Source organism: Nocardioidaceae bacterium, from assembly GCA_018672315.1.
GTDB lineage: Bacteria > Actinomycetota > Actinomycetes > Propionibacteriales > Nocardioidaceae > TYQ2.
Map to the genome: position 1 here is coordinate 1,797,407 of CP076053.1, position 24,682 is coordinate 1,822,088.

The 24,682-nt window shown below is 71.0% G+C and carries 22 protein-coding genes; 10 read left to right on the plus strand and 12 right to left on the minus strand.

Annotated elements, in window-relative coordinates; all coding sequences use genetic code 11:
* Positions 1–2: 2 nt before the first annotated feature.
* The gene (locus KLP28_08545; protein QWC86695.1) at positions 3–1,046 is read right to left on the minus strand and encodes a class I SAM-dependent methyltransferase; all 1,044 of its coding nucleotides are present in this window, start codon (positions 1,044–1,046) and stop codon (positions 3–5) included.
* A 90-nt stretch (positions 1,047–1,136) separates the two neighbouring features.
* On the opposite strand from KLP28_08545, the gene KLP28_08550 reads away from it, so the two are divergent.
* Positions 1,137–1,832, plus strand: coding sequence for an oxidoreductase (locus KLP28_08550; protein ID QWC86888.1), 696 nt, complete (start codon positions 1,137–1,139; stop codon positions 1,830–1,832).
* Positions 1,833–2,123: 291 nt separating this feature from the next.
* On the opposite strand, the gene KLP28_08555 is transcribed toward KLP28_08550, so the two are convergent.
* Positions 2,124–4,172 (minus strand): HAD-IB family hydrolase, encoded by a 2,049-nt coding sequence (locus tag KLP28_08555; protein QWC86889.1) that lies wholly within the window; start codon positions 4,170–4,172, stop codon positions 2,124–2,126.
* A 173-nt stretch (positions 4,173–4,345) separates the two neighbouring features.
* On the opposite strand from KLP28_08555, the gene tadA reads away from it, so the two are divergent.
* Entirely contained in the window at positions 4,346–5,818 is a 1,473-nt protein-coding gene (gene tadA, locus KLP28_08560) for a Flp pilus assembly complex ATPase component TadA (GenBank protein ID QWC83701.1), read from the plus strand.
* A 303-nt stretch (positions 5,819–6,121) separates the two neighbouring features.
* On the opposite strand, the gene KLP28_08565 is transcribed toward tadA, so the two are convergent.
* The gene (locus KLP28_08565) at positions 6,122–6,307 is read right to left on the minus strand and encodes a hypothetical protein (GenBank protein ID QWC83702.1); all 186 of its coding nucleotides are present in this window, start codon (positions 6,305–6,307) and stop codon (positions 6,122–6,124) included.
* 40 nt (positions 6,308–6,347) lie between these two features.
* Positions 6,348–7,358: a hypothetical protein gene (locus KLP28_08570; protein QWC83703.1), complete on the minus strand. Its 1,011-nt coding sequence runs from the start codon at positions 7,356–7,358 to the stop codon at positions 6,348–6,350.
* A gap of 265 nt (positions 7,359–7,623) precedes the next feature.
* Between KLP28_08570 and KLP28_08575 the strand changes: the two genes are divergently transcribed.
* Both KLP28_08575 and KLP28_08580 read left to right on the plus strand, forming a co-directional pair.
* A complete protein-coding gene (locus KLP28_08575; GenBank protein ID QWC83704.1) occupies positions 7,624–8,001 on the plus strand; it encodes a hypothetical protein in 378 nt (125 codons plus the stop codon).
* A 31-nt stretch (positions 8,002–8,032) separates the two neighbouring features.
* Positions 8,033–8,329, plus strand: coding sequence for a DUF3263 domain-containing protein (locus KLP28_08580; GenBank protein ID QWC83705.1), 297 nt, complete (start codon positions 8,033–8,035; stop codon positions 8,327–8,329).
* A gap of 14 nt (positions 8,330–8,343) precedes the next feature.
* Here the strand turns inward: KLP28_08580 and KLP28_08585 are convergent, their stop codons facing one another.
* The 4 genes from KLP28_08585 to KLP28_08600 all read right to left on the minus strand — a co-directional run bounded on the left by KLP28_08585 (position 8,344) and on the right by KLP28_08600 (position 14,661).
* Positions 8,344–10,899, minus strand: a complete 2,556-nt coding sequence (locus tag KLP28_08585; GenBank protein QWC83706.1) for a DEAD/DEAH box helicase family protein — start codon at positions 10,897–10,899, stop codon at positions 8,344–8,346.
* Positions 10,896–12,884: a site-specific DNA-methyltransferase gene (locus tag KLP28_08590; GenBank protein ID QWC83707.1), complete on the minus strand. Its 1,989-nt coding sequence runs from the start codon at positions 12,882–12,884 to the stop codon at positions 10,896–10,898. The genes KLP28_08585 and KLP28_08590 overlap by 4 nt, the downstream gene beginning before the upstream one ends.
* A complete protein-coding gene (locus tag KLP28_08595) occupies positions 12,838–13,377 on the minus strand; it encodes a phage N-6-adenine-methyltransferase (protein ID QWC83708.1) in 540 nt (179 codons plus the stop codon). The genes KLP28_08590 and KLP28_08595 overlap by 47 nt, the downstream gene beginning before the upstream one ends.
* A 279-nt stretch (positions 13,378–13,656) precedes the next feature.
* Positions 13,657–14,661: an abortive infection family protein gene (locus tag KLP28_08600; protein QWC83709.1), complete on the minus strand. Its 1,005-nt coding sequence runs from the start codon at positions 14,659–14,661 to the stop codon at positions 13,657–13,659.
* A gap of 251 nt (positions 14,662–14,912) precedes the next feature.
* Between KLP28_08600 and KLP28_08605 the strand changes: the two genes are divergently transcribed.
* Positions 14,913–16,079: an ImmA/IrrE family metallo-endopeptidase gene (locus KLP28_08605; GenBank protein ID QWC83710.1), complete on the plus strand. Its 1,167-nt coding sequence runs from the start codon at positions 14,913–14,915 to the stop codon at positions 16,077–16,079.
* A gap of 97 nt (positions 16,080–16,176) precedes the next feature.
* Here the strand turns inward: KLP28_08605 and KLP28_08610 are convergent, their stop codons facing one another.
* Positions 16,177–16,935, minus strand: a complete 759-nt coding sequence (locus KLP28_08610; GenBank protein ID QWC83711.1) for a hypothetical protein — start codon at positions 16,933–16,935, stop codon at positions 16,177–16,179.
* Positions 16,936–17,398: 463 nt separating this feature from the next.
* On the opposite strand from KLP28_08610, the gene KLP28_08615 reads away from it, so the two are divergent.
* A complete protein-coding gene (locus KLP28_08615) occupies positions 17,399–17,704 on the plus strand; it encodes a hypothetical protein (protein ID QWC83712.1) in 306 nt (101 codons plus the stop codon).
* 104 nt (positions 17,705–17,808) lie between these two features.
* Here the strand turns inward: KLP28_08615 and KLP28_08620 are convergent, their stop codons facing one another.
* Positions 17,809–18,132, minus strand: a complete 324-nt coding sequence (locus KLP28_08620; GenBank protein QWC83713.1) for a hypothetical protein — start codon at positions 18,130–18,132, stop codon at positions 17,809–17,811.
* Between the two features lie 279 nt (positions 18,133–18,411).
* On the opposite strand from KLP28_08620, the gene KLP28_08625 reads away from it, so the two are divergent.
* The 4 genes from KLP28_08625 to KLP28_08640 all read left to right on the plus strand — a co-directional run bounded on the left by KLP28_08625 (position 18,412) and on the right by KLP28_08640 (position 22,062).
* Complete coding sequence (locus tag KLP28_08625; GenBank protein ID QWC83714.1) at positions 18,412–18,717, plus strand: hypothetical protein; 306 nt, start codon at positions 18,412–18,414, stop codon at positions 18,715–18,717.
* Positions 18,718–19,676: 959 nt separating this feature from the next.
* The gene (locus KLP28_08630) at positions 19,677–20,147 is read left to right on the plus strand and encodes a hypothetical protein (GenBank protein ID QWC83715.1); all 471 of its coding nucleotides are present in this window, start codon (positions 19,677–19,679) and stop codon (positions 20,145–20,147) included.
* 303 nt (positions 20,148–20,450) lie between these two features.
* Complete coding sequence (locus KLP28_08635; protein QWC83716.1) at positions 20,451–20,669, plus strand: hypothetical protein; 219 nt, start codon at positions 20,451–20,453, stop codon at positions 20,667–20,669.
* 205 nt (positions 20,670–20,874) lie between these two features.
* On the plus strand, positions 20,875–22,062 hold the full coding sequence (locus KLP28_08640) for a hypothetical protein (GenBank protein ID QWC83717.1): 1,188 nt from the start codon (positions 20,875–20,877) through the stop codon (positions 22,060–22,062).
* Between the two features lie 4 nt (positions 22,063–22,066).
* On the opposite strand, the gene KLP28_08645 is transcribed toward KLP28_08640, so the two are convergent.
* Complete coding sequence (locus tag KLP28_08645; protein QWC83718.1) at positions 22,067–22,933, minus strand: helix-turn-helix domain-containing protein; 867 nt, start codon at positions 22,931–22,933, stop codon at positions 22,067–22,069.
* Between the two features lie 821 nt (positions 22,934–23,754).
* A complete protein-coding gene (locus tag KLP28_08650) occupies positions 23,755–24,297 on the minus strand; it encodes a hypothetical protein (GenBank protein ID QWC83719.1) in 543 nt (180 codons plus the stop codon).
* Positions 24,298–24,682 lie beyond the last annotated feature (385 nt).

The following is a 24,682-nucleotide window of genomic DNA, read 5'->3' on the forward strand; positions in this document are numbered from 1 at the left end:
TGTCACGACCCGACGGGCTCGGGGCCGTCGGTGTCGTCGGCCGGGTCCGCGGTCCCGACAGCCGGGGCCCCGTCGTCCTGGGGGTCGGGGGCCTCCGGGGCGTCCTCGGCGCTGGTCGGGGGGACGCCCGTCGGGGCGCTCGGAGCCGCTGCCCGGGAGCCGCGGCCCAGCCGGGGAGCCCCGACGTACGCCCAGGGCAGCACCGCGGCGCGGAAGGCGTGGGTCACCAGCGGCATGGAGAGCTCGGACCCCGCGGCCGCGTCGGCGAAGAGCTCGTCGACCTCGACCAGGAGCCGGTCGACCGCGACGGGCCCCCGGGCGACGACGTCGGGACGGCTCGCGACGAGGTCTCGCAGCTCGGCCTTGCGGAGCCGCTGCCACAGCCGGAAGGCGCCCTGCTCGACGGACTCGAACTGTCCGGTGTCGTCGACCGCCGCGAGCGGCAGCCGCTCCTCGACCGGCTCGGTGAGCAGGTGGTCGTCACCGAGCAGCCGCGCCAGGCGCCGTACCCACGGCACCCGGACGTCCGGCTGGTTCCACAGCAGGGCGAGCACGCCGCCGGGGCGCAGCACCCGTGTCGCCTCGGCGAGGAACGCGCCGGCCTCGAACCACTGGAAGCTGTCGGCGGCCAGCACGACGTCGACCGAGCGCGAGACCACCGGGATGCTCTCGGCGCGAGCGCGTACGGGATGCGCCCGGGGAACCGCCTCGCGGAGCTGTTCGAGCATCTCGGGCACCGGCTCCACCGCGGTGACGGCGTGGCCCAGCGACAGGAGGCCGCGGCTGAGCTTGCCGGTGCCTGCGCCCACGTCGAGCACCTGCAGCCGCTCGCCGGGGGCGACCCACCGCAGGGCTGCCTCGGCGTACCCGGGGCGGCCGCGCTCGAAGGCCTCCGCGACGCCGGCGAACGCGCGGGCACCCCGCGGGTCCGGGGCCGCGGGCAGGCGCAGCGGCGGTCCGGTGGGACGCGGTGCGGCGGCCGGGGCCTGCCGCGACGAGGGCCGGGACGAGGGCCGGGAGGAGGGAGGCGGGGGCGGGGTCGACATGGCTCGCGCAGCCTAACCGCTAGCCTTCCGCGGGTGTCTGACAGCGACGGGTCGCCTCCCGCGGCCACCGATCCGCCGGCGAGCGACCCGCTGGTGGGCCTGGCGAGCTGGGAGGGCGTCGGGTCCGGCCTCGCGGCCGCGCGTGACGGCATCGACGCCCTGCTGCGCGATCGCGGGATGCGACGCGTCGACCGCAGCACGACCGCCGAGGCCCTGCTGCGCGGGGCGTACGCCAGCGCCACCCTCGAGGGATCGACCGCGACGCTCGAGGAGGTGCGCGCGGAGGGGGGTGACGACCTGGCCCGTGCCGCCGTACGCCTCCACGTCGAGCTGCTCGGTCTGCTCGGCACGTTCCGGACGGCGCCCGCCCAGGCGCTGGCGCGGATGCACGTACTCGTGGCGCCCCAGCCGGACAGCGCCGGACGACCCCGGTCGCCCGAGGCGGCCGCCCGACTGACCGCGCTCGCCCGACGACTGCAGCAGGGCACGGCCGCCCCCGCGCTGCTGGAAGCCGCGATGGCGCACGCCGAGGTGGCGACCCTCCAGCCGTTCGGCTCGCGTGACGGTCTCGTCGCCCGCGGCCTGGAGCGTCTGGTGCTGGCCGCGCGCGGCGTCGACCCCGTCTCCGTCACGGTGCCCGAGGCCGGTCACCTCGCCCTGCGGGCGGCGTACGAGTCGAACCTGCGCGGCTACCGGGACGGCGGCAGCGCCGGGGTCCACTCCTGGCTGCTGTACGCCGGTGAGGCCTTCGCCGCCGGGGCCGAGGCGAGCCCGCTCAGCGGCTGAGGGGCACAGAACAACGGCACCCGACTCGGGACCGGGTGCCGTTGCTTGCACGGTGAGGAGCGGCTACCAGGCGTGCACTCATCTCTGCTGCCCCGGGACCCGGGGACTCGCGCCCTCTAAGAAGGGAGATCGCCGCGTGGGTACCGCTTCGCCGTGCGGTCTGTGGTTGTGCCTCCATGGTGCGGCGAGGCCCGGGGGCGGGGGAAGAGCCGTCCGAGTCGTGACCCGATCCGTCTCACGATGTGACCCGGGTCACGGGCCGGGGCGCTCCGCTGGAGGAGTCGGCGCAGGTCAGGCGTGCTGGCGACGGTGGTGGGCCCAGGCCAGACCACCGGCGGCGACGGCACCGGTCACGGCGACCGCCGCGAGAGCGGACCCGGCCTGGGCGCGGTGCCTGGTCGGCTGCAGCCCGACGGGGTCGGAGAAGACGAGCACCGGCCAGCCCACCTCGGCCGCGTGGGCGCGGAGGTCCTTGTCGGGGTTCACCGCGTACGCGTGCCCGACCGCCGAGAGCATGGGGACGTCGGTGACGGAGTCGGAGTAGGCGAAGCAGCGCGCCAGGTCGTAGCCGCGGCTCTCGGCGAGCTCACGGATGGCGACCGCCTTCTCCTCGGCGTATACGTAGCGCTCGATCTCACCGGTGTAGCGCCCGTCCTTCACCTCCAGGCGCGTCGCGACGACGTCGTCGACGCCGAGCCGCTCGCCGATCGGTCCCACGATCTCGATGCCGGAGGTCGAGACGATGACGACGTCGCGCCCCTGGGCGTGGTGGCCCGCGATCAAGGAGACGGCCTCGTTGTAGACCATAGGATCGACCACGGTGTCGAGGGTGTCGGCGACGATCTCGGTGACCGTCGCGACGTCCCAGCCGCGCACCAACGCGGTCAGGAACGCACGCATGCGCTCCATCTGGGCGTGGTCGGTGCCGCCGAGGGAGAAGACCAGCTGGGCGTACGCCGACCGCAGCACCGCCCGGCGGTTGATCAGCCCCCCGGCCTGGAACTGCCGTGAGAACGCCAGGGCGCTGGACCGCGCCACGATGGTCTTGTCGAGGTCGAAGAAGGCAGCGGTCCCCGCACCGGTCGGTCGTTGCCCGGGAGCGTCCACCTCTCCAATGTAGGCCGCGGGGTCCTGCGGCGCGGGCACAGTGACAGATCGCACCCGGCCACGCCACGGGATCCGGTCAGGCAGCACGGGCCGGGCCGGTTGTCGTGCCGGACCGCGCTCGGGAGCGGTTGTCCACCGGTGTCCGCTCTCGGGCTCGGCGACGTGGCGTCGCGGGGAGAGCCTGCGCTGGTGATCACTCCGCCGTCTCTGCCCGCGCCCGGCGTCCGCACCCCGGCCGCACCCACCACCGGCGTCGAGGTGCGACTCGTCCGCGGCCCGCACGACGGTCCGAGGTACGCAGCCATGAGCACCCGGGCGGTGGAGGCGGCGGACTGCTCCGGCAGCGAGCTCGTGCTGAGCGGCCGCGAGCCGGATCCCTGGCTCGCGCCCGACGCGGGTCCGGGTCCCGCGCTGGTGCTGCTCGCCCCCGAGGCCCTGCGGATGCTGAGCACGCGGGCCCCCGAGGACGCCCGCTCGGTCGCGCCCTGGGGTGCGCACGCGGTGGTCGCCCTGACCGAGCAGCCCGACGACCCGGCCGTCCTGCGCGCAGCCCTGGCGGTGGGGGCGGCCGCCGTGCTCGGCAGCACCGAGGAGCTGCGGCTGCTCGAAGTCGTCAGACGGGCGCGCGACGCCGCGACGCGGTGGCTGCTCGGGCGCGGGACGCCCGGGCGGGGCACCGTGGTCGGCGTCCGACCCGTCACCGGTGGTGCCGGGGCGTCCTGCCTGGCTGCGGCGCTGGCGCTCGATCCCGGTCCCCCGACGGTGCTGGTGGACGCCGACGCGCGCGCCGGCGGGGTCGAGACCCTGCTGGGCCGGCCGTGGAGCGGCGCGGCGGAGAACCAGCCGGCCGGGTGGCACCGGGTCCGCGCCCTCGACGGGCAGGTCGATCCCGGACTGCTGCGCGCACGGCTGCCCGCCGTCGAGGGTCTGCGGGTCGTGGGGCACGGGCGCGGGCCGCGGGAGCAGCCGCCGGGCGCCAGGATCCGTCTGGTCGTCGACGCCGCAGCCGCCAGCGGGGACCAGGTCGTCGTCGACCTCCCCGGCGCGGAGGCGGACCCGGAGCTCCGGCCCGCGCTCGACGTGGAGGTGCTGGTGGTGCCCTGCACCGTCCCCGGGCTCACGGCGGCGGTCGGCGCGCTCGCCGCAGGCGACCCGTGTGGCGCGGGCGGCCCGGGTGGCGCGGGTGGCCCGGTGCGACTGCTCGTGGCCCGCCGGGCGACGGCGGGACTGCATCCCGAGGACGTCGCCGAGGCGCTGGACCTGCCGCTGGCCGGCTCCGTCCGCCGCGACGCGCGGCTCGACGAGCACGTGGCGCTCGGCCTGGGCGTCGCCCCACGGCGGTCGTCGCCGTACGCCCGGTGCGCCCGGTCGCTGCACGCCCACCTGGCCGCACTCGGGCTCGCACCGTGACCGCGGCGCCCGCCCCGCTCGTCGAGGTCGCGCGTGCCGCACTCGCCTCCGGCGACGGCGACCTCACCGTGCGCGGTGTCGCCGCGGCGCTGCGTCGCACCGGGGAGGTGCACGGCGACGGCACCGTGCTCGCCGTGCACGACGCGCTCGCGCTCGAGGTGCGTGGCGCCGGTCCGTTGGAGCCGCTGCTGCGGCTGCCCGGGGTCACCGACGTGCTGGTCAACGGCCCCGACGCGGTCTACGTCGACCGCGGCAGGGGCCTGGAGCCGGCGCAGGTGCGCTTCGCCGACGACGCGGAGGTGCGTCGACTCGCGCAGCGGCTGGCGGCGGGTGCGGGTCGGAGGCTCGACGACGCGATGCCGCACGCCGACCTCAGGCTGCGCGACGGGACCCGGTTCCACGCCGTGCTGGCGCCGGTGGCCCGAGGCGGCACGTCGATCTCGCTGCGGGTCCCGCGACGGGGGGCGACCTCGCTCGAGGACCTGGTCACCGCTGGTTCCATGGACGCGGGCACCGCGGAGATCCTGCGTGCGGTCGTCCGCCGCCGTCTGGCCTTCCTGGTCTCCGGCGGCACCGGCTCGGGCAAGACCACCTTGCTGGCAGCCCTGCTGGGCGAGGTGCCGGACGAGGAGCGCGTCGTCGTCGTCGAGGACTCCGCCGAGCTGGACCCGCCGCACCCTCATCTGGTCGCGCTCGAGGCGCGTCCGGCCAACGTCGAGGGCAGCGGCGAGGTGACGGTGCGGGACCTGGTCAGGCAGTCGCTGCGGATGAGACCCGACCGTGTCGTCGTCGGGGAGGTGCGGAATCCAGCGGGAGTTTCCTGGCGTCCAAGCAGGAAACTCCAGTCCAGTCGGGAGACTCCCGCACCCTGCCTCGTCCAGTCGGGAAACTCCCTGTGTTGCCGCTCCCGCCCGGGCATCAACGGTCTCCGCGCGTCCGCACGACCAGACGGTCGTCACAACCGACGCGAAGGAGTCCACGTGGCTCTCACCCTCAGGCTGCCCTGGCCACCGCCGGAACGGCGCCCCCCGACCGTTCGACACGACCCCGACCACCCGGACCTGGCGCACCTGCCTCTGGTGCGCAGTGACGAACACGGCAACGTGGAGCTGTTGCGAGGAGACCCCGGCGACCTTGACCGGCTCTCTACCTCGCAGCTCGGCGACCTCAGCCACTACTACCCGAACGAGCCCGTCCTCGTTGCCCTCAACCGGGCCGGCAGGGCCCGCCTCGTTCCGGTGGGTCGCCGCGTCACCCTCGGCGACCTCGAGTTCTTCCTAGCCACCGAGCTCTACGACCCGCCCCCGCCCGTCAAGGACGACTGGTTCGCCGAGGAGGCCGCGGCCGAAGACGCTCGCCGCAGGCGGGTGCAGCTCCGCGATCTCGAAGCCGACGGCTGGCTGCTCACGCGCAACGGGAGCGTCGAGGTTCTCGTGGACCAGCAGCTCCCCTGGGTGACCGGCGACTGATGCTGCCGAATGCAAACCGCCCCTGGACCAATACGATCCAGGGGCGGTTTCCTGGTACTGAGTCCCTGCCGCTCAGGGAGCAGCGGCAAGGCGAGCGGGTCAGGGCGCGAGTGCGACGACGCGGCGGAAGTCGGTCGCGGCCTCCAAGGGGCCGCAACAGCACGACCGCGCGCCGGCGGGGCACCCGCCGCCACGAACCGGCACCCCGGACGCCGCCTGCATGGGCTCCCGCAGTCGACGCGCCCGCGACGGGCAGTCGACAGGGTCCGCTGCGCCTCGACGCGGCGGGTAGCGGGTCGAGGGTCAGGAAGAGGCGGTGCGGCGACGGAGGGCCGTGATGTCCTTCTTCGCGGCACCGTCACGGCTCGCCTGTGCCAGGGCGCGCTTCTGCCCCGTCGTGAGCTTGATCGTCACCCCGCGCGGAGAGCGCAGCGCTTCCTGCAGCGCCCGCGCCTGCTGCTCGGGTGTGATGCGCATACGAGTCGCCATGACTACCTACCGTCCTCTCCGGGACTGTGCAACGCCCCCATCATACCCGCGATACCGGGGCGGACTCTCCCAACAGCATCACCAGCAGCGTCGCGTACACATCAGCAGCCGTCTGCGTAGCCACAGCCAGCTCCTCCACACTCGCCGCGTCGACCGGCCCGTCGACGCCCATCTCACCACCTGGTCCGCCACCTGCGCTGTCACCTGGACTGGTGCCGGTGTCGGCGCTGGTGTCGGCGATGACGCCCAGCGCGGCCACGACCTGACCTGACTGGCGCGCCGGAGCCACCACGAGCAGCAACGACGGATCCGACGGGCTGCGCTCGTAGAGCAAGTCCCACGACTCCCCTGGTCCGCCGGCCGGGTCGGCCGCTGTCGCCTCGTGCAGCAGCCGCTCGAGCTCACCGACCAGCTCCTCGGTCCCCTCATCGGCGTGCGGCGCCTCCCACCCCTCACCATCGGTAGTGAACCCGACCAGACGCGTCGGCCCGGGCAGCAGGGAGTCCAGGCCGGTGAACCCCGCCACGAACGCCGCCTGCGCCTGCGCGGGCGCACTCAGCGCGACCCGGGGCTTCACGGTGCCCGGCGGTGCGCCTGTCGCGACGCCGAGCGCCTCACCGGTCTCCCGAAGTAGCGGGAAGACGAACTGCTGGGCCACCCTCGCCTCCGCCGCAGACGCCGAGGACAGCTTCACGTCCTGGGACACCGCCGCCACCTGCTCACGCAGGTCCTCGACCTCACCGGTGGCCGCGGCGACGCTGCGCTTGAACGCGACCAGCCCCGGCACCTCGAACTCGGAGAACTCCGGGGCCAGCAGCATCGCCAGCACCAGCAAGAACACCAGCACCTCCGGGGCCGTGGCCGACATCGGTTCGCACGTCCGGACGAAGTCGGTGCGGCTCCCCGTGGTCGCGCACTGGCGTGGCAGCCCCACCAGCAGCACCAGCACCGCTCCGAGCGCCAGCCACCCGAGCGCCAGCACCCGCCGGACCCACATCCGGATCGCCGGCCACGGCAAGCCCGGATCCGGCAGCGCATCTGCATCGCTCACGCCCCGATCCTAGGTTCGGCCGTCCGTTCCCCGCCGCACCTGGACACACCCGCCCCCCGACCCCGCCGCGCCCCGGCACACGCCCACGCGTCCTCAAGCACGGAAGGCGGGCGCCGCCCCGCGCCGCCGAGGCGCTGCGCCGGTGTCACTCCACCTGGGCGGCCTTCGGCGTCCTCGCCTTGGACCAGCGCCCCCAGCCTGGCCGATAGGCCACGCCTGTGGATAACTTCTGGGCCGGTGCCAACAGCGCCGTAACGTCTCCGAGGTGAACCCAGACGAACTGCTGCCCCCGGTGCTCGACGTCCTTCTGGAACGGGCCTGGGACGTCCTCCCCACTGACACGACGGCGCTGATGGCGCGTCGAGGTGCGGACACGCTCCTCCTGGCCTTCGCTGACTGTGCGGGTGACCTCGACGAGGCCTGCTCGGTGCTCGAGCAGACGCGAGCCGAAGTCGCGCACGGTCGGGAGGCTCGCTTGGCGGTGGTCGTGCCCGCCGAGCTCGCCGGGGCCGCCACCGCGCGCCTGGGCTGCCGCCGGGGACCCGGCGGCGTCGACGTGTGGTCGGTCTCAGCGACCGGCACGGTCGTCGCGGAGTCTCCGTGGTTCCCCTCGCTGGCACCGACGGGCGCGGCCGCCAACTGACGTCGGCGCGGACGCGGGCACCGTCGCAGGAGTGGAGCAGCCACCGTCCGACGACACCGCAGGTGAGGCCGCGGCGCCGACCGCCGCGGATCTGACCGACGAGGAGAAGGCGGTCCTCGCGATCGCCAGCCGACGCTGGAAGCACTCGGGTGTGATGGAGAGCCACGTCTACGACACCCTGGGGTGGTCTATGACCCGCTTCTTCCAGGTCCTCAATGAGCTGCTCGACCGGCCGGAGACCTACGCCTACGACCCGGTGAACGTGGCGAGACTTCGGCGGCTCCGCGACCTTCGGCAGGGTGTGCGGAGCGGGCGTCCTTCGGGCTGAGCCGTCTCCGCCTTCTACTCGGCGGTCAGGCGGTTGATGAGCGTGGACAGCGGTGTCCGGACCTCGGACTGGGGCACGAAGAGGTACCGCCATTCGCCGGACCGGCCGTCATCGCTGACGAAGCGCGCCCACTCGGTTGCGGCCCGACGCTTCGCCAGGACCTCCGCGTCCTTGAGGCGGTCTTGACCCTTCACCTCGACCAGGTAGTGCACGCCGGTGTCCGTGGTGAAGACGAAGTCGGGGTTGTAGCGGCCGCCCTCCCACTCCACCACGAGGTCGTCGATGTGCAGGCGTGCCCACTTGGTGACCATGGCGGAGTCACTGGAGTCGATGAGGTTGGCGAAGGCGCGCTCGGGCTCGGAGTCGAACCAGGCTTCCTCGTATGCCGCCTTCTTCGACCAGCCACTGTAGGAGGCCTTCCGGTCGAACTGGCCGTACCTGTTGGACTCTCGCTTGCGGAGAACAGGCCGCTCCGCCGGCAGGCTGTAGCTCTCATCGACGTGGTTCTCGTACTGGTCTGGGGACTGACGATGCTTCTTCGCCAGGAACTGGGTCATGAGCTTGATGGTCTGGCTGACGTAGGGCGCGACCTTGCGCTCGCCACCCGCCCCTTCGATGAGGGCATTCGCGAGCCGGTTCGCGGCGTTCCCGTCGGCCGGGGCGGAGGAGCGCACGAACCTCACCGAGAGCAGTCCCTGCTTCAAGGACCGCTGGACGTCCTCGAGCGGGAGCTCGACGATCGACGCGGCCAGGCTGACGCCTTCGACTTCCTTGGGGACCAGCTTCAACCCGGACGGCGACTCGCCGTCTTCGACCACGGAAAGCTCCATCCGCGAGAGCTTCGCGGTGTCGTGGGCCCCGATCTGACGTCCGAGGTCCCTGAAGTCCGCCTCCGGGATGGATGACAGCGTCAGGGCTGGTCGGCCGGCGACCTCGCGGCGCACGCGGGGGACCTCGAAGTCGTGGCGCAACGTCAGCGTGCGTGGCTTGTCCGCGGCGGCGCTCTTGCCCATCTCCTTGCGTTCCTCGATCGTTACGACGGCCGGGGCGGGCTCGTCGTCGACCTTGTCAGCGAAGACGCCGCGGTCGTGGTGGGAGGCGTCGAGACCGCCGCTGCCGGAGGTTCCGATCAGTTCAGGGCCGACACCCACGTCGGGTCCCGTGCCAGGCGCCGTCGTCGAGATCGTGTGCGGCGACGTGGGCTGCGGTGAAGGGGTGTCGCCCGCGGAGGGGGCGTCGCTTCCCTCCGATGGGCTGCTCGAGGTCGTTCGCGCGTTCTCGTCGCTGGGCGTGCTCGCTGCGATGCGCTCGGCGACAAGGCCGTCCAGGAGCTGATCGGCGCGACGCAGGATGTCGGCGTAGCGCTCGTGGGAGAGCACTTCGACTGAGTCGAGGAACTCCCGGCCGGTGTAGCCGCCCCATGGGAGTCGAAGGCCCCGTCCGAGGGTCTGTTCTGTGAGGGTCTCGGAGATCGAGGGGCGGAAAGAGCAGATGACGAAGATGTTCTTGACGTCCCACCCCTCCTTCAGCATCGAGACCGAGACGATGACCCGCACCTTGGAGTCTGGACGTTCCACGTCGGCGAGGCGCAGGAGTGCTTCTTCGCTGGCGTCGGAGTGGATGACGAGGACGCGTTCGCTGTAGTCGTTCTCGAACAGGCCGGGCTTGCGGAGCAGCAGGCCGATGTCGTTGGCGTCGGCGATGGACTCGGCGACGACGAACATCACGGCGTTCACGCGCTCGCGGCCCTGGGAGTCAGCCCAGGCGTCTGCTGCCTCTTGCTTGGCGGCGAGCATCGCGAGTCCGTCGCGGATCTGCAGCTCGCGGTCGGTGGAGGAGTCGGTGCGGCCGACAAGGACCGGAGTCTTGACGAACCCTTCGGCGATGGCCCTGGCCAGGGGGTACTCGAAGATGATCTTCTGTCGGTCGGTGGGGGTCGGCGTTGCGGTCAGGCCGACGAGGACGACCGGCTCGAGCGAGCGGACTGTCTTGGCGAACACCTCTGCGTCGTCGGAGTAGGTGTGGTGCTCGTCGGAGAGCACGACGAGGTCCTGGAGCTCCGAGAGGTGCTTGTAGAGGTCCCCGCCGACCCACTCGGTGAACGAGTGGGTGCGCTTGCGGCGCCCCTTGGTCGGCGGGGTCAGTGAGTCGATGTTGAAGACGAAGACCTTGACCTGCTCGTCGTCGTCGAGGGCGGAGGCGACGGCGCCGGTGTTGAAGTTGTCGGGGGTCACGATGGTCGGGACGCAATTGAGGCCCTCGATGACGGACTTCCGGTGTCCTGGTGTGAAGTTGTCGACCGTCTTGCGCTGGATCGTCGAGCCAGGTGTGACGATCAGGAAGTTCCTGACACCCGCGGCGACGAAGTAGTCGATGACGCCGGCGGCGAGGTAGGTCTTGCCGACTCCGGTGGCCATCGCGCAGACGACCTCGAGGCTGACGCCGGGGCTGGCTGCGGTGGCCTCTGCGACCTTGTCGAGCGCCTGTGCGTTGGGGCGTCGCAGCTGCAGGCGTGCCGCGGCGTCCGCGACTGCCGCCTCGTCGTGCTCTACGGAGAGAAGTGTCTTCACGAGTCGTCACCGTCCGTCGCGCCCTCGAGCTGGACCACCTGACTCGGCAGCACGCCAGCGCGGGCGAGGTCGTTGGGCATCTTCCGGATCTTGGAGCCCTTGCGTAGGTCTCGCAGCAGGGCCTCGGCCCCGTCGCCGATGGCCTGTGCCACGACGAGGAGGGTCTCGCCTGGTCCGAGTGCATCGACCAGGAGGCGGACGGCGCCTTCGGTCGCCATCGCATCGAGGACGGCGAGGCGGGACCGGCCCTGACGTCCGACGAACGGGGCGGCGGGTTCGTAGGTGTAGCGCAGCTGCGCGCACACGGCTCGGTCCAGTTCGGTGCGGTGGGTCCATTCGGCGAGGTACAGGTCGCCGTCGTCGTCTGCGACGAACATCGACTCCGCGACCCGCAGGACGCGGAACCCCGAACCGCCGTCCCAGCCCGTCCCTGTGTCGACCATGGTCGACTTCGACAGTGCGCGCAGCCTACGGAGCAGCTGCTTGCGTGCCTTTGGCTCGAGGACTTCATCAAGGAGAGCTTCGTCAGACAGCGCCCCGATCGTCCTCACGGCGGCCTTCACGGCCTCGAGGTCGACGCCCTCGGGGAGCGGCGCTGCGGGGACTTCGGTGGTCCCGGCCGTCACCCCGCCCGGGTCGGCGCCCTCGACGACCTGGGTGAGTCGTGGAACCAGGAAGTTCTCGACGGTCTCTTCCTCGACCTCCATGGTGATGAAGCGCCGCTGCATCTTCAGCGCGACAGCGGCGGTGGTGCCGCTTCCGGCGAAGCAGTCGAGGACGATGTCGCCAGGCTTGGTCGCCATCTCGATGACGCGCTGCAGCAGCTGCTCCGGCTTGGGTGTCGCGAAGACCTCCCGGACGCCGGGGTGCAACGCGCGCTGGTGCGCCTTGGCCTGACGAGTCGTGGGCAGGTCGGTCCACATCGTCGGCCAGGGACGCGAGGGAGTCTCAGAGGCGTACTCGCGCGTGTAGGGGACCCACTTCTCGCCGCCGTCGCCGTCGGGGCGCTTCTTCCAGATGAGAGCGTCTTGTGCGATGAGCTCTCGCACGCGCTTCTGCCCGAGGGACCAGCAAGCTTCACGTCCGTCGTCGTGGATGGGCCAGACTTCGCCGCCGTCGGGGTCGGTGATGGGGAACCACATCGTCTCGCGGTCTTCGCGCAGGCTGTTCTTGCCGTTCTTCTTCAGCAGGCGGTCGCGGTAGCGACGGCCCTCAGAGTCCTCCCCGCCGTAGGCGTTCAGGAGGTTGAGGTCGGGCTTGCGGCTGAACGCGCTGGCGACGTTCTTCCGCTTGCCGTAGACCAGCAGCGTCTCGTGATCGGGCGTGACGGTGACCTTGTTGTCGTTGGGGCTGTCGACCTTGCGCCAGAGGAAGCTGGCGACGCCGTTCTCAGAGCCGAAGACCTCGTCGAGCACGCACCGCATCCGGTGCACCTCGACGTCGTCGAGGTGCACCCAGACGGTGCCGTCTTCTGCGAGAAGGCTGCGGATCTGACGGAGTCGGTCACGCATCATCGTCAGCCAGACCGAGTGCTCGACCGCGTCGTTGTAGTTCGTGAACGCCTGGCCGGTGTTGAAAGGCGGGTCGATGTAGACCAGCTTCACCTTGCCCAGGTAGCGGGCTCGGAGCTCAGGAAGCTGCGCAAGGCTCGTGAGCGCATGCAGCGCGTCGCCGTGGATGACCAGGTTGCCGGCAGACGCGTCACCTACGTCGTTGACCGGCTCAAGCAGCCGCACTTCGCTGGAGCGCCAGTCCTCCGGGTCGACCCATTCGTAGGTGTCGCTGCCGTGGGTCAGGAGCCGCTTCTCCTTGTTCGGCCAGACCAGCTGCAGTCGGTTTCTCGACATCCGCACTTCCCGATAGTTGCGTAAGGGACAGAGGCTATCCCGCTCACAAGCAGTCTCGGCAGTTCCGGGGTCGGTACTGGAGGGCCGTCCGTTACCCGCTGCACGTGGGTGTCGGCGCCGCCGACCGACGCTGCCCACCGGGCTGCGGTGGTGGTCTCCAGGTCACCAGAGCGCACGCCCACGGCGCAACAGTCGCAGAGCCCGACCCGGCGTGCGGTCCCGTGAACGCCAAGCGGCCGCGGAGGAACTCCACCGACCCGCCGCCGTCGAGCACGTGGTCCCACCACCAGCGAGTCCCCGTCGCCGACGGGACGAGCGCCAGCACCGTAGTGCCCGCCGCCGCGGTCGCGACAGCGCGGCCGAGGAACTCGTAGAGCGTCTTCGACGGTAGGTACGGAGCGTTCAGCCAGACAACGGCCGGCGCCCCTTCACAGTCACCCAGTGCGTGGTCGACGAGGTCGTGCCAGTGGTCGAACGCCAACGCGTCCCGCCGTCCGGGCAGTTGGTGGTCGGGGCCGAGGTACTCATCGACGAGCTTCGACTGCGCACAGGCTGCGGCGTCGAGCACGATGCGGTGCTCGGCGAGCACGCGGGCCCGCAGCTCCGCCGGGGTCCACCACTCGTTGCGCACGGGCTCGCGACGGCGGCGTCGGGCGTAGGCGGACTGTCGGCACGCGGGGGAACACCACCGCCGGGGGCGGCCGCTGCCCGGCTGCTGTAGGGGTGCGGAGCAGTTCCCGCAGGACCGTCGCTTGTAGGCCGTGGACACCGGCCACACCTTGCCGCCTTCCGTCAGGGTTTCGTCATCGGCTCGCCGGGCCAGCCGGCGGCGGCGCAAGCTTCCACTGCACCCACCTCGACCGGGCCCGAAGGACCGGCATCGTTGCGGCATCGCCCAGGTGGGCTCAACTCACGCGAGCCCGAAGTGCTGGGCCAGTTCGCGCCAGACCGGCCGCTCTTCCCACGGTCGCTGCGCGGCACAAGCCTGGAGTAGCGCCTGCAACTCCGCGAGCAGCTGGGGGTCCCTCGCGATGGGGTGCGGCGCTGTGGCCTGGATGGTGCGGCGAAGGAGATCGGCGACCTCGCCGGAGCGGTCTGTCACCGGCTGGAGGACCCGTACGGCCAAGCGGAGAGTGTGGGCGCTGCTGGTCGACGCGCCTTGTGGAGTGAAGAGGAGACCGGTGGCGACGCCGAGTCGGTAGTCGGCGGGCCAGGTCGCGAGGTCCGGGTCGGCGATGGGTGCTCGGACTCCGTCGTCGGTCACCACGAAGGTCCCTGAGGCGGAGCGCTGGCCGACGGCCACCCCGATGGCGCGCGCGTGCCGAGGTTCTTGCGCGGGCAGGTTGGCCTCCCGGAGGCGTACACCGAGGCTGCCGGCGGTGAAGGTGAGTTGTCCGTAGGGATCGCCGATCAGGTCGCGCACCAGGGTCTCAGGACGGCCCTGGGCGAACCGGTCGAGGCGACGAAGCGCCCATCGAGCCCACAGCATCGAGGCGTCGAACGCCAAGAGGCGCATCTCGTCCTTCACCTCCGGCGTCCACGACCGGCCGTGTCCAGTGCCGTACTCGTTCCGGATCTGGGCCATCGACCCGGCGGCCTTGCGTGCGCTTGAGGCGATGCGAGCGAACGGACCACCGACGGCCAGTTCGACTCCCGGCTGGTCGGCCAGGAGGTCGTGCGCGGCGTTGAGGGTCTTCTCGAAAGGGGCGGCACCTTGGGCAGGCGTCCCGTTCAGGTCAAGCACGACCTTCGCGATGGCCTCGAGCGAGGACTTCAGCTCCCCGAGCACCTGGCCAGGGTCGTCTGCGTCCTCCGCGCGCTTGAGCCTCCCGAGCTCCTTCTCGATGGCGAGGCTATGAGCTGTTCCGATGCGCTGAGGCTCAGGAAGGTCGTAGTGCTCGAACAACGTGGTCACATCGCCAACGATGCCCGGTGCCGCTGCGCGGCATCCGGTTCACCGCGCACACCTCGTCGACGCCACCCGCGCGCCGGCGCCGGCGCTGAGACTCCTTGCGCAAAGCCCGCGCAAGCCCCTTGCGCGTGGCGGGCGTGCCTGCACCGTTTCGAGTTGCGGAAACTGCAACAGTCCGTAGTCTGAGAGTGAGGCATCCACCTATGAACACCACTCCCCGAAGCGACAGCCCCGCCGCGGGCACCGACGCCATCGTGGCGCGCATCCACGACGCGATGACACGGGCTGGCCTGTCCCAGACCGCGCTCGCCGGCCGCGCAGGCCTGTCGAAGGCGGCGATGAGCCGGATGCTCAGCGGCAAGCGCGGAATAGGGGCCGGGGAGCTCGGAGTCCTGGCGGTCGCCCTCGGTGTGTCAGTAGCCTCGCTGCTCGGCGAGCCCGACCAGACGCCGCAGCGGTCGCGCGAACTGGCCCTGGCGGCCCGCCTGGCGCACGCAGACGCCGAGTACCCGGAAGCCCAAGACCGTGCCCGCGAGTTGCTGGAGGTCCGGGACCAGCTGAACGGTCTCGTAGCCGCGGAGGCGACCTCCTTCCTCAAGATCGAGAAGCTCCCGAGCCCGTCCCGGCGCCACATCGACCAGGGCACAGAACTGGCAGCCCAGGTGCGCTCGGAACTCGGACTCGGCGACGAGCCGATCGAAGACATCAGCGCGCTGGTCGAGTCCACCTTCGGGCTGATGGTCGCCCGTGAGCCGCTCGACACGGACCTCGTCGGGCTCCTCGTGACGGACGGAGTCCAGGCGCCGTCGGGGGCGGCGGCGATGGCGCTCGCGCTGGTGAACAGCACCGACCCCGTGCCCCGGCAGCGGTTCACCATCGCTCACGAACTCGCGCATCTGCTCTTTGGTGACGCCAACGTGGTGCTGCCTGACTACCGCGACGGAAAGCAACAGAAGCACGAGTGGCGAGCCAACGACTTCGCCGGCGAGCTCCTGATGCCGAAGGGTGGCGTCCAGGCGCTCGTCACAGAACTCGGCGTCGGCCCTGCCGGTTCAGAGCTGCACGGTGAGGACGCCGAGCTTCTGACGTGCGCGGTCGCCGCCACGTTCAACGTCAGCGTGAAGGCAGCTGCGATCAGGTGCAACAGGCTCCGCTGGCTCGACCCCGACGAGAAGGAGCGGGTCAAGGGCTTGGCAGCGGTTCAACTGCTTCGGCGACACGGCTTTGCTGACTTCGCCAAGACCGTGACGTCGCAGGCCGGGGAGATCGAGCCGCCCGCGACGTTGGCCCGCGACGCCCTGTACGCCTACACCGAGGGGCTGGTCGGCCTCGGGACGATGGCGCGACTCTGGCACGCTGACGACCCGGCAGCCCTGCGCCGCGACTTCGAGTCTGCCGGGTACGTGCCCGCCTTCAACTGATCAGACGACCCGCCGCAGGGACCGCGCTGCCCTCACCGGGACGGGTCTCGCCCAGAGTCGTCCTACGGAGTGGGTTTGCGCGGCTGGCTCACAGCTGTCAGGTGGCGGGAGGACCGAGGTCTGGCCGGTCGACCGCGGGAAGCTCGGTCACCTGCGTCATCTTGAGGTATAGGGCGCGTACCTGACCTGCAGTCAGAGAACCTGCCTCCGCCATCTCCTCGAGGACCCCGTGCATCTGACGCTGAGCAAGCGCTTGTGCGCGCGCCAGCTTTCGTGCGCCGCCGTCGTTGGCGCAAAGCACCACCACCTGTCGGGCATCGGCCTCTCGGAGGACCACCCCGTAGCGGACAAGTTCGCACTCGCCCGCGTGTGTCAGGTCCTCGGCTGGAACGAGTTCCGGATCTTGATCGTGTCCGGTGAGGTCGAGAAGTTGCCGCTTCAGCGCGGCGATCTCCTCGCCGTGCTCACGCGGGTCGAGCTCGATGGGGGGACCGAACAAGATCTCTGCCTGCTTGACGAGCCGGCCCGCGGCGACGCGGAGCCCGTTGTGCCTCTGCCGCCGGGCGCGCCCCTCGGCGTCCTCGCCGGGTTGACCTGGTCTGTATGCAGAGTCCGCTCGGTCCTGCCACTCCCGCCAAACGGCGCCCGTGTACACGACCTGGCCGGCGTAGTGCCGCGAGAGCAATTCGAGCCGGTCAACGTACGCGAATGCGAACGCGACCCCGGAGTCCAACAGGTAGATGGCGTCGGGGTCGCGCGCCTTGCCGAGGCCCGGCGCGACACGATGGCGCGCCATCATCGACGGCGTCGGTGGTGGGATGACGCGCTTGGGCGCGTCCGAACCCCATCCCGACATCACTCAACTCCTATCCGACGGCGATGACCCGGCAAGGCACCAGGCTGCGGAGCGACCTTCCCGCCCGCGGTCTCGCATCGTCCTGACTGCGAGGCCTCACGCACCCCGTTCACGACGACTCACGGCTGTGCGCAACCCACCGCAGCTCGCGAACAAGTCCGGCCGAAGCCGGCGGAGCCACTGTAGGTCTCAGATGGCTCAGGGCCGGTCAGCCCGCCGCGCCTGTGGATAGCGCTGCGAAGAGCTGAGCCCGACGAGCACGAAGCACTGCCAGATGCGTTGCCCGGCGCGGGTGCGCGTGTCGGGTGGGGCTCTGAGCGCGTGCATCCTCGGATCGTTGCGAGGTCCCCCTGCACGCTCGCCGCCCCACTTCCGTCAGGGTTTCGTCAGTACATCTCCGACCGGGGAGGCGGCTCGGCGCGCCTGTTTCGTGTAGACCTCTACACGGACCGAGGGTGATGCGGTGCCACCTCGACGACGGCGGGACGGGTACCGTCCCGCACTGCTCTCCCAGCAGCTGCAGGACGCCATCACGGCTGAGGCCGCCCGGCTCGAGGCGGTGCCGGGCCCTGTAGAGACCGTCGCGGCCGTCGGGGAGTTCTACGCTGCGCTGGACGACGCGCTCGACGAGGTCGCACTGGCGCGGCTGCGTGCCGTCGCGGAGCTCCGGGCGCGCGGCTGGTCTTACGCACGCATCGCCGACGCGACCGGCCTGTCCAAGGGCCGAGTCGCGCAGCTGACCCGCGCCGCCGCCGAGCGCGACCTCTGACGTCCGAGTTCCGCGGCACGCTCGGGCCGACTGGCGCTAGGAGCGCAGGTCCGGGTGCCCTGACACTTGGGGCTCGGCCGTCGGTTCTTTTCTTGTTCGGGTGGTCAGTCGGTCGCCTCGATGCACTGCACCGGCGAGCTCCGCAGGGGTTGTGAGACCCCGGCGATGAGCACCCGCGCGCGCAGGGGCTTGCCGACCTCGCACTCGTTGAGCTCCCGGAGCGGCAGCCAGCGGCCGTCGACGTCGAAGGTCAGGGTCATCGCCTGTGTGCCGCAGGTGAGGGTGGTGGGTGTGCGCATCAGGCGCCGCTGGGTCAGGTCGAGGAGGTAGCTGCCGGTGACCGTACGGACGATGTGGCGCCCCCGGTCGTGGCTGCCGTCCGTCACGAAGTCCAGTTGGGTCGGAGCCTCGGCAGGGCGTTCATTCATCTACGCAGCATCGTGGCGAGCACCGACAGACGCGGGCAGCGCGCTCATCTCAGCGGTGGTGATGGCGGTGGAGTCTGGTCGCATCGGCGAGGCGTACCGCGTGCGCCTCGACGCCTGAGCCCGACCGAACCCGCAGATGGCGTCACCGTTGTTGTTGGTGACGTCCCCGTCATCTTGGCTGCGGCGCTGACGCGCAGTCAGGCATCGGGTGCCAGGACCTGGGTGCGGAGACCGCGTGGACCGTGGTGCCCGGCCGCGGAGGTGCGCACTGTGGTCAGCGTGACCACGCCGAGCGACCTGTCTGAAGTGCCCCAACACGTTGCGCAGAGCGTTCAGCAGGCCCGCGATGCCGTCGCTCGGGTGCATCCGCGCGGTGGGGTCGACCTGGACGCCCACCTGGATGAGGATGACCTCATCGGCTTCCTGATGGCGCTGAGCCACTGGCTCGGCACCCTCGACATCACCTTGGAGCCCGGCGTCGAGGTCGGGGTGCAGCAGCTCACGAGAAGTCTCCCTGCGCCAACGGGTCCAGCCATTCGTTCGGACCGGGAGCGGCGCGCACGAACGCGAGAAGCTCTGGCCTGAACACTGCGAGCCACAGCCCGTTTGGGCCGCCTTGGTGGGCGCTGCCCGGGAACACCGCCGCATCCCACCCCGACTGCGCCTGACCGCCCACGAGGCTGGAGTCATCGTTCAACGAACGAACCCTGGCCACTTCATTCAGCCCGAACAGCGCTCGCCAGCAGGGAGGGTTGAACTGGCAACCGCTGCTGAGCCACGCCGTGGGTCCCCACCCGTACCTGTCGCTCGACTCCGGCATCCGCAGACGGCCCTCGGCCTCGATACCCGCCAGCTTGAGCTTGCTCGTGCAGTGCTCCCACGCCACCGAGTGCACAGTCCCCCTCATGCCTTCACCCTATGAGCCAGTTCAGGGATCACGCCGCAGCAGCATCGCGGCGGCGGGACCACCGCAGCCCAGCTCCGTGCGCACCCTGGGTGACGAGAAGCCTCGATCGCCTCGGCCCTGCAGGCGGTCCGTCAGCGACACGAAGCGCGTGGGACTGCCCGAGGTTCTGCTCCTGGACGCCTTGGCAACGGCGCTTTGGGTGGCCCCGGTGCTCGCTCGTCGGTCAGGGCTTCCGGTCGCCGTGCGCCACAGATGCCAGGTCAGAGGGAGCCGCGGCGGCGGTTCGTTCACCAGAGCAGAGTCTCGGTGGATGCCACAGCTCACAGCAGGGGATCCCCGCAGTGTGTCGCGACCCCGTGTCGGTGCGCACGTCGACGCCGTCCTGCCGAGGGCCCTCGGCGCCGTCTGACGGCACCGGCCCCGCGACGCGCCACGACAGCGCGGTCCCGTCGCCGGGCCGCGGCGCGTGCGAGGCTGTCACACGCCGGGAGGATCGCGCCTGCGCGAAGGAAGTCGTCAGCCCGGGGCAGCACACCCTCGGCGCGCCTCCACGGTGACAGAGCGGCGATCTGTCACCGTGTCGCTGTGTGGGGCCGTCATGCCTGCCCACACTTCGGCAGGTGGAGGTGACGCCCTGATGGGAAGCGTCCCGGTGCCAGGCGACTGGTTCGACCAGTTCCCCGCGGGTCAGTTCGACGATGACGACCTGACAGGGCGCGAGCATCTGTACGACCTCGAGGACGGCTACGAGGAGGCTCTCGACCGCCACTTCGGCGAGCTCGAGCGACCCGAACCCGCCCGCCCTGACGAGGTCACCCGCATCATCCACGAGCTCCGTGCCTTCTCCCGCCGGCTCGCCGCGGAGCGCCACCCGCAAGCGCACGTTCCCAACCTCCTCGCGAACCGACTCAACGACGCCCGCGTCCCCGCGCCGGCGCCGCCGCGGGGCAAGGTGTCGTCGCCGACGGGCAACTGCCGGATCTGCGGGAACGCCTTGCCGCTGCCCTCCACCGGCCGCGGACGTCCCCGCACCTTGTGCCTCACGTGCTCGCCTCCCAAGACCCAAGGCCGCAGGTCAGCGAATTCTCCGGGAAAATCCAACAGGTAGAGGGGTATCGCGCATTCGCTGCGCTCCTCGCCCGCCGGCCCCAGCCCGTTTCCAAGCGGGCTGCCGCCGCCGGCTCCCCGACGCGTGCGTGACGCGCTGGCAGCACGCCACCCCGCCGTGCCCGGCCTCCCGACGACACGGTCGGCCTACCGCCGTGACTTCGATGTTCTCGCCGGCGCACACCCTGTCTTCATGACCCCTGACTGAGAGGAGCTACCGCTGCCCGGGCACGCCTTGAGGTGCGTGCCCGCCCATCCGAGGCCCGCCGCCGTGCGGGCCTTTCTGCTGCCCGAGGAACACGAGATGGCATCCAAGTCCGTGCTCGCCACCCCGACGACCCTTGTGGTCTGCTGCGCGCTGTCGTCAGACAGCGGCTCGGTGGTGCTTGCGCTGGCCTGCGTCCTGGTCATCGCGTCCCTCGCAGTCGGCTTCCGCTTCCTGCACGTCTTCGCTGGCGCCACCCCGCGCCTGCGTGAGGACCTGCTGAAGCTCATCGCCGCGCTGCGAGGACGAGACCTCTGACCGGCCCGGCCGCCACCGCGAGCGCGTAGACCGCGCACCAGCTCCCTCGGCGTCCCCGGCATGCACCTCGCGTGTAGAGGTCTACACGGCACTGGGCAGGTCCGACGCTGAGAGCACGCCCCCAGTGCGGGCGAGTTCCAGCCTCTGTCGACCGCTGCCGGCGTTGTGTCACGGTGGACAGAGGTCCCCGACCCTGAGGAGAGACGTGGCCGAGGACGACGACTACGAGCTGCGCTGGCCCCGCGACACGTTCCGCGATGAGCTGCAGTCGATCGCAGCTCTTGCACCCGGCGGTGTGAACGACCGCGTGGAGGCGCTGCTCGTGGACGCCTTCACCGGCGATCAGCCGCTTGAGGACTTCCAGACGGCCGCGCGGCGGGCCCGCGAGGTCGGGGGCGACCCGTGGGCCACCGGCCACCACAAGGAGTCCTCGGCGCAGTCGGCGGCGTCGGAGTTCGTGAGCTACCTGCTGACGAGAGCGGAGTCGCTGCCGCACCCTCGCGCGGCCAGGCCCTTCTACTCTCAATGGGGGCGCGGCGGCGCCGGCGGGGGCCTCGACGCCGGCGGTGTCGCGGTGGCGTTCCGGGCGCTGGTCGCGGACCTGGAGGCTCGCGGCTACTTCGAGCATCACTTCGGCAAGGACTGTCCCGACGAGCACGACTGGCGAGCCGACGAGGCCATCGAGCAGCGTCTCGGCCGCCTCGTCTCGTGGAACGCCGACGTCGAGACGTTGCTCGAGGATCCGGACGGTTCAGCGGACCCGGTGAACCTGTTCGACCTCATCGAGGTCATCCACGATCTGGCCGGCTTTCCGCGAACGCGCTGGATGCACGGGTTTCAGGACTGCGCCTGGCACCACGTCGGCCACTCGGCCAGTGTCGGGCGGGCGGTGTACCGGTGGGAGGTCAACCGCATCTTGGAGCGGTCGAGCCTGGGTCTCCGCCTCGCTGACGACGGTGATGACCAGGGCCGCCTCGTGGCTGTGGTCGACGAGGGTCGAGCCGACCTCGCCGCGAGGATGGCGGCATTGCCCGGCGACGACACCGGCGAACGCGTCCGCCACGCCTTGGCCCTCTTCCGCGCTCGCGAGGCCACGCGGCGCGACAAGGTCTCCGCCTGCAACGCCCTGTACGCCGTCCTCGAACGCCACCGGGCCTTGCTCATCTCGAGCCTCTTCCGGAAGGACGAGGGCGCGCTGTTCCAGATCGCGAACGACTTCGCGATGCGGCACAACGAAGAGCGGCAGCGCAGCGACTACGACGAGGCGTTCCTCGACTGGGTGTTCTGGTGGTACCTCGCGACCGTCGACCTCACCGAGCGCCTCCTGCAACGGCAGCGCACGGCCGAGGGCTCTGACGAGCAAGCGCAGGCAGGGCGCGAGAACATCCGCTGAGCAGTCACTCCGAAGGTTGGGAGTCGTCGCCTTCGCGCTCCAGTCGCTGCAGCTCCCTGGTCGCCTCCAGCGAGTCCAGAAGCTGCTCGACCTCGCGCAGCACCTCGCGCTCCCTCGTGGACGCCTGACCTGACGCGGTGGCGTCCCACAGGTGCAGGAGCTCCTTGGTGCGGTGAGCCTGCAGCCCGTTCAAGGTCGCCGCGCGGCGCACCAGAGACCCCAGAGCAGCGTCGTCGGCGGGCTCGCGGGCCCACCCCCAGAACGCGTCTACGCGCGCGGCCATCGTCGTGAGAGCCGCAGACATGCCCTCCGTGGAGACCTCGCGAGGCAACGACTCGAGGACCGCCATCGTTGGCGCGATGCCACGCGCGAACGCCTCGTTGTCGAACTTCATCCCTTCCAAGCGCTCCCGTAGACGCGCCTCGAGCGGAGTCTCCGAGACCGAGCCCTGATCTGCGGACCATCGACGGTTGTCGCCCGCAGACTTCGCCTTGAACTGCATCAAGACCCGCTGACCGGTGTTCGGGTCGAGCACCTCGAGGTCGGCGGCCGCGTCGCCGCCGCCCTCATGCACCTGGACAGCGTCCTCGGGCAGCAGCGCTGTGAGCAGCCGAACTGCAGAGTCTCTGGAGGGTGCGCGGCGACCTTGCTCGACGGCGCGGACCGAACCGACCGACAAGTTCGCCTCAGTCGCCACTCTCTCGACCGAGAGCCGTTGATCTCGCCTCAGTCGCTGGGCCAGCTGGCCGAACCGCGTGGCGCCCGGCTCGGAGCCGGCGACCCACCAGACCTCGTACGCGCTCGAACCATCTCCGATGGCGCCCTCGGACTCATCCTCACCCGAGCGCGGGCCTCTCGTCTCCTCGTCCACGGCCTCATCATAGCCCCGGATAGCGCCTCACCTGCAACAAGACGGGACTCGCTGCAAGATTTCTTGTCAGAGCCTTGCGCTCACGCCGAGGACGGGTCTACCGTCGGCTCCTACGACGAGTGCCAACAGGGTGCGACAACAGCCGCAAAGCGGCAGAGGAGACACGAAGTGAGTGACGGAGAGAAGCGACTTCCGGGCCGAGGCCCGGGTGCTGGGCAGGTGCCGCGAAGCAGCTGGCAGCGTGCGCGCTGCGAGGTGGCCAGCTACTGGGTTCCGCTGCGGCGCTGGGCGCGCCGGGGCGGAGTGAGCGTTGCCGGATCGCTCCGGCGGCACGTCCAGAAGATGAACGAGGATCCCGGCTACGTAGAGGCCTTCGATGACCTCACGACCCAGCTCCAGTCCGGGCCGGGGTGGCTGAGGCGGTTGATCCAGGGCGTTCTGCCGGCGCACGGCTTCGTGATCGCGGCAGCCCGATGAGTCGGCGGAGGCACGCGCGCGTGGGGCCGCGGGGCAAGGCCGGTCGGTGCGGGGTCACCGGCAAGCGCCGCTTCCGCGACAAGGCCGAGTGCCTTCAGGTGCTCCACGCAGCCGCGGCCGCCCGTCATCACAGCGACACGGATGACGAGGCCTGCCGGCGGCGTGAGGTGCGCAGCTACTTCTGCCGCGGCTGTCACGGCTGGCACACGACCTCGCAGCGGGAGTCAGCGCCGGCATGAAGCGACGGGGCCGCGTCGATGCCGCCCGGTCGGCTCGCCCCGCAACCGTCTGGGTAGCGGGGCGAGCTGCGGTACTGCGGCCGTGAGCTTCTCTGCCCCAGTGCGTCAGACCTGCAGACCCCATGGGTCAGTCGCAGAGGCTGTCGGCTCCGACCTGCTGTCATCGAGTCCGTCCTCGTCAGACCAGAACGCGGAGTCCGGCGTCGCAGCCCGGGCGGCGTCACGGTAGGCGGCCTGACTGTCGAACTCGCCCCGCTCCAACAGGAACCTCAGCGGAGGCGCCCACTCGTAGTAGGCGTTCACCTGGACGCACTGCTCGAGGAACTCTTCTTCGCTCAGGTGGACTTCGGCTTCGTCGCCGTCGCCGGTGTAGCCGTCGGTGAGGCAGACCCCGCATGCGACGCATTCGCCGATCGGCATCGGGGGGTAGAAGTGCCGTCCGCGGGCGCAGTCCAGCGCCGCCGGGTGGTTGACCTGCAACCAGGCGCGGATCGCGGCCGGGGTGACGAAGTGCCGGAGCTCGTAGCCGGACTCGAGTGAGGCGGTGACGCCGCCGTCGCGGAGGACGTGGGCGCGTGCCGCCTGGTAGCCCATCCCGGTGATCGACTGCAGGTCGCGGACGCGCTTCTTGAGCTTGGAGTGGTTCATCGTGGTTCCTGGTCCCAGGGGTCGTCGACGGCCGCGCCCGTTCTGTCGCCCCTGTGCAGGTGTGGATGAACGAATGTGTGCTGCTCGCGTGATGCCGCAGGTCTGCTTCCGCTCGAGTGCGAGAACGCCGGCGCGGGCTGGCTCTCACATCGCTCAGGTGTTCACGTCCACCTCTGCGCAGCACCGTAGCAGCGGGTGCCGACACCGCAACGCCACCGACTGCGACGGCGACATCCGCGAGCAGAAGCGCTGTGGCCGCAGACGTCCGCGGCCGACGTCACGGGTGGACGCGTGGAGCGGCAGGAGAGCGGCCAAGGTCGCCTCCCGGCGTCGGTCGCGACGGGCGACACCCCTCTCGACAGCAGCGCACGACGGCCTCGTGCGC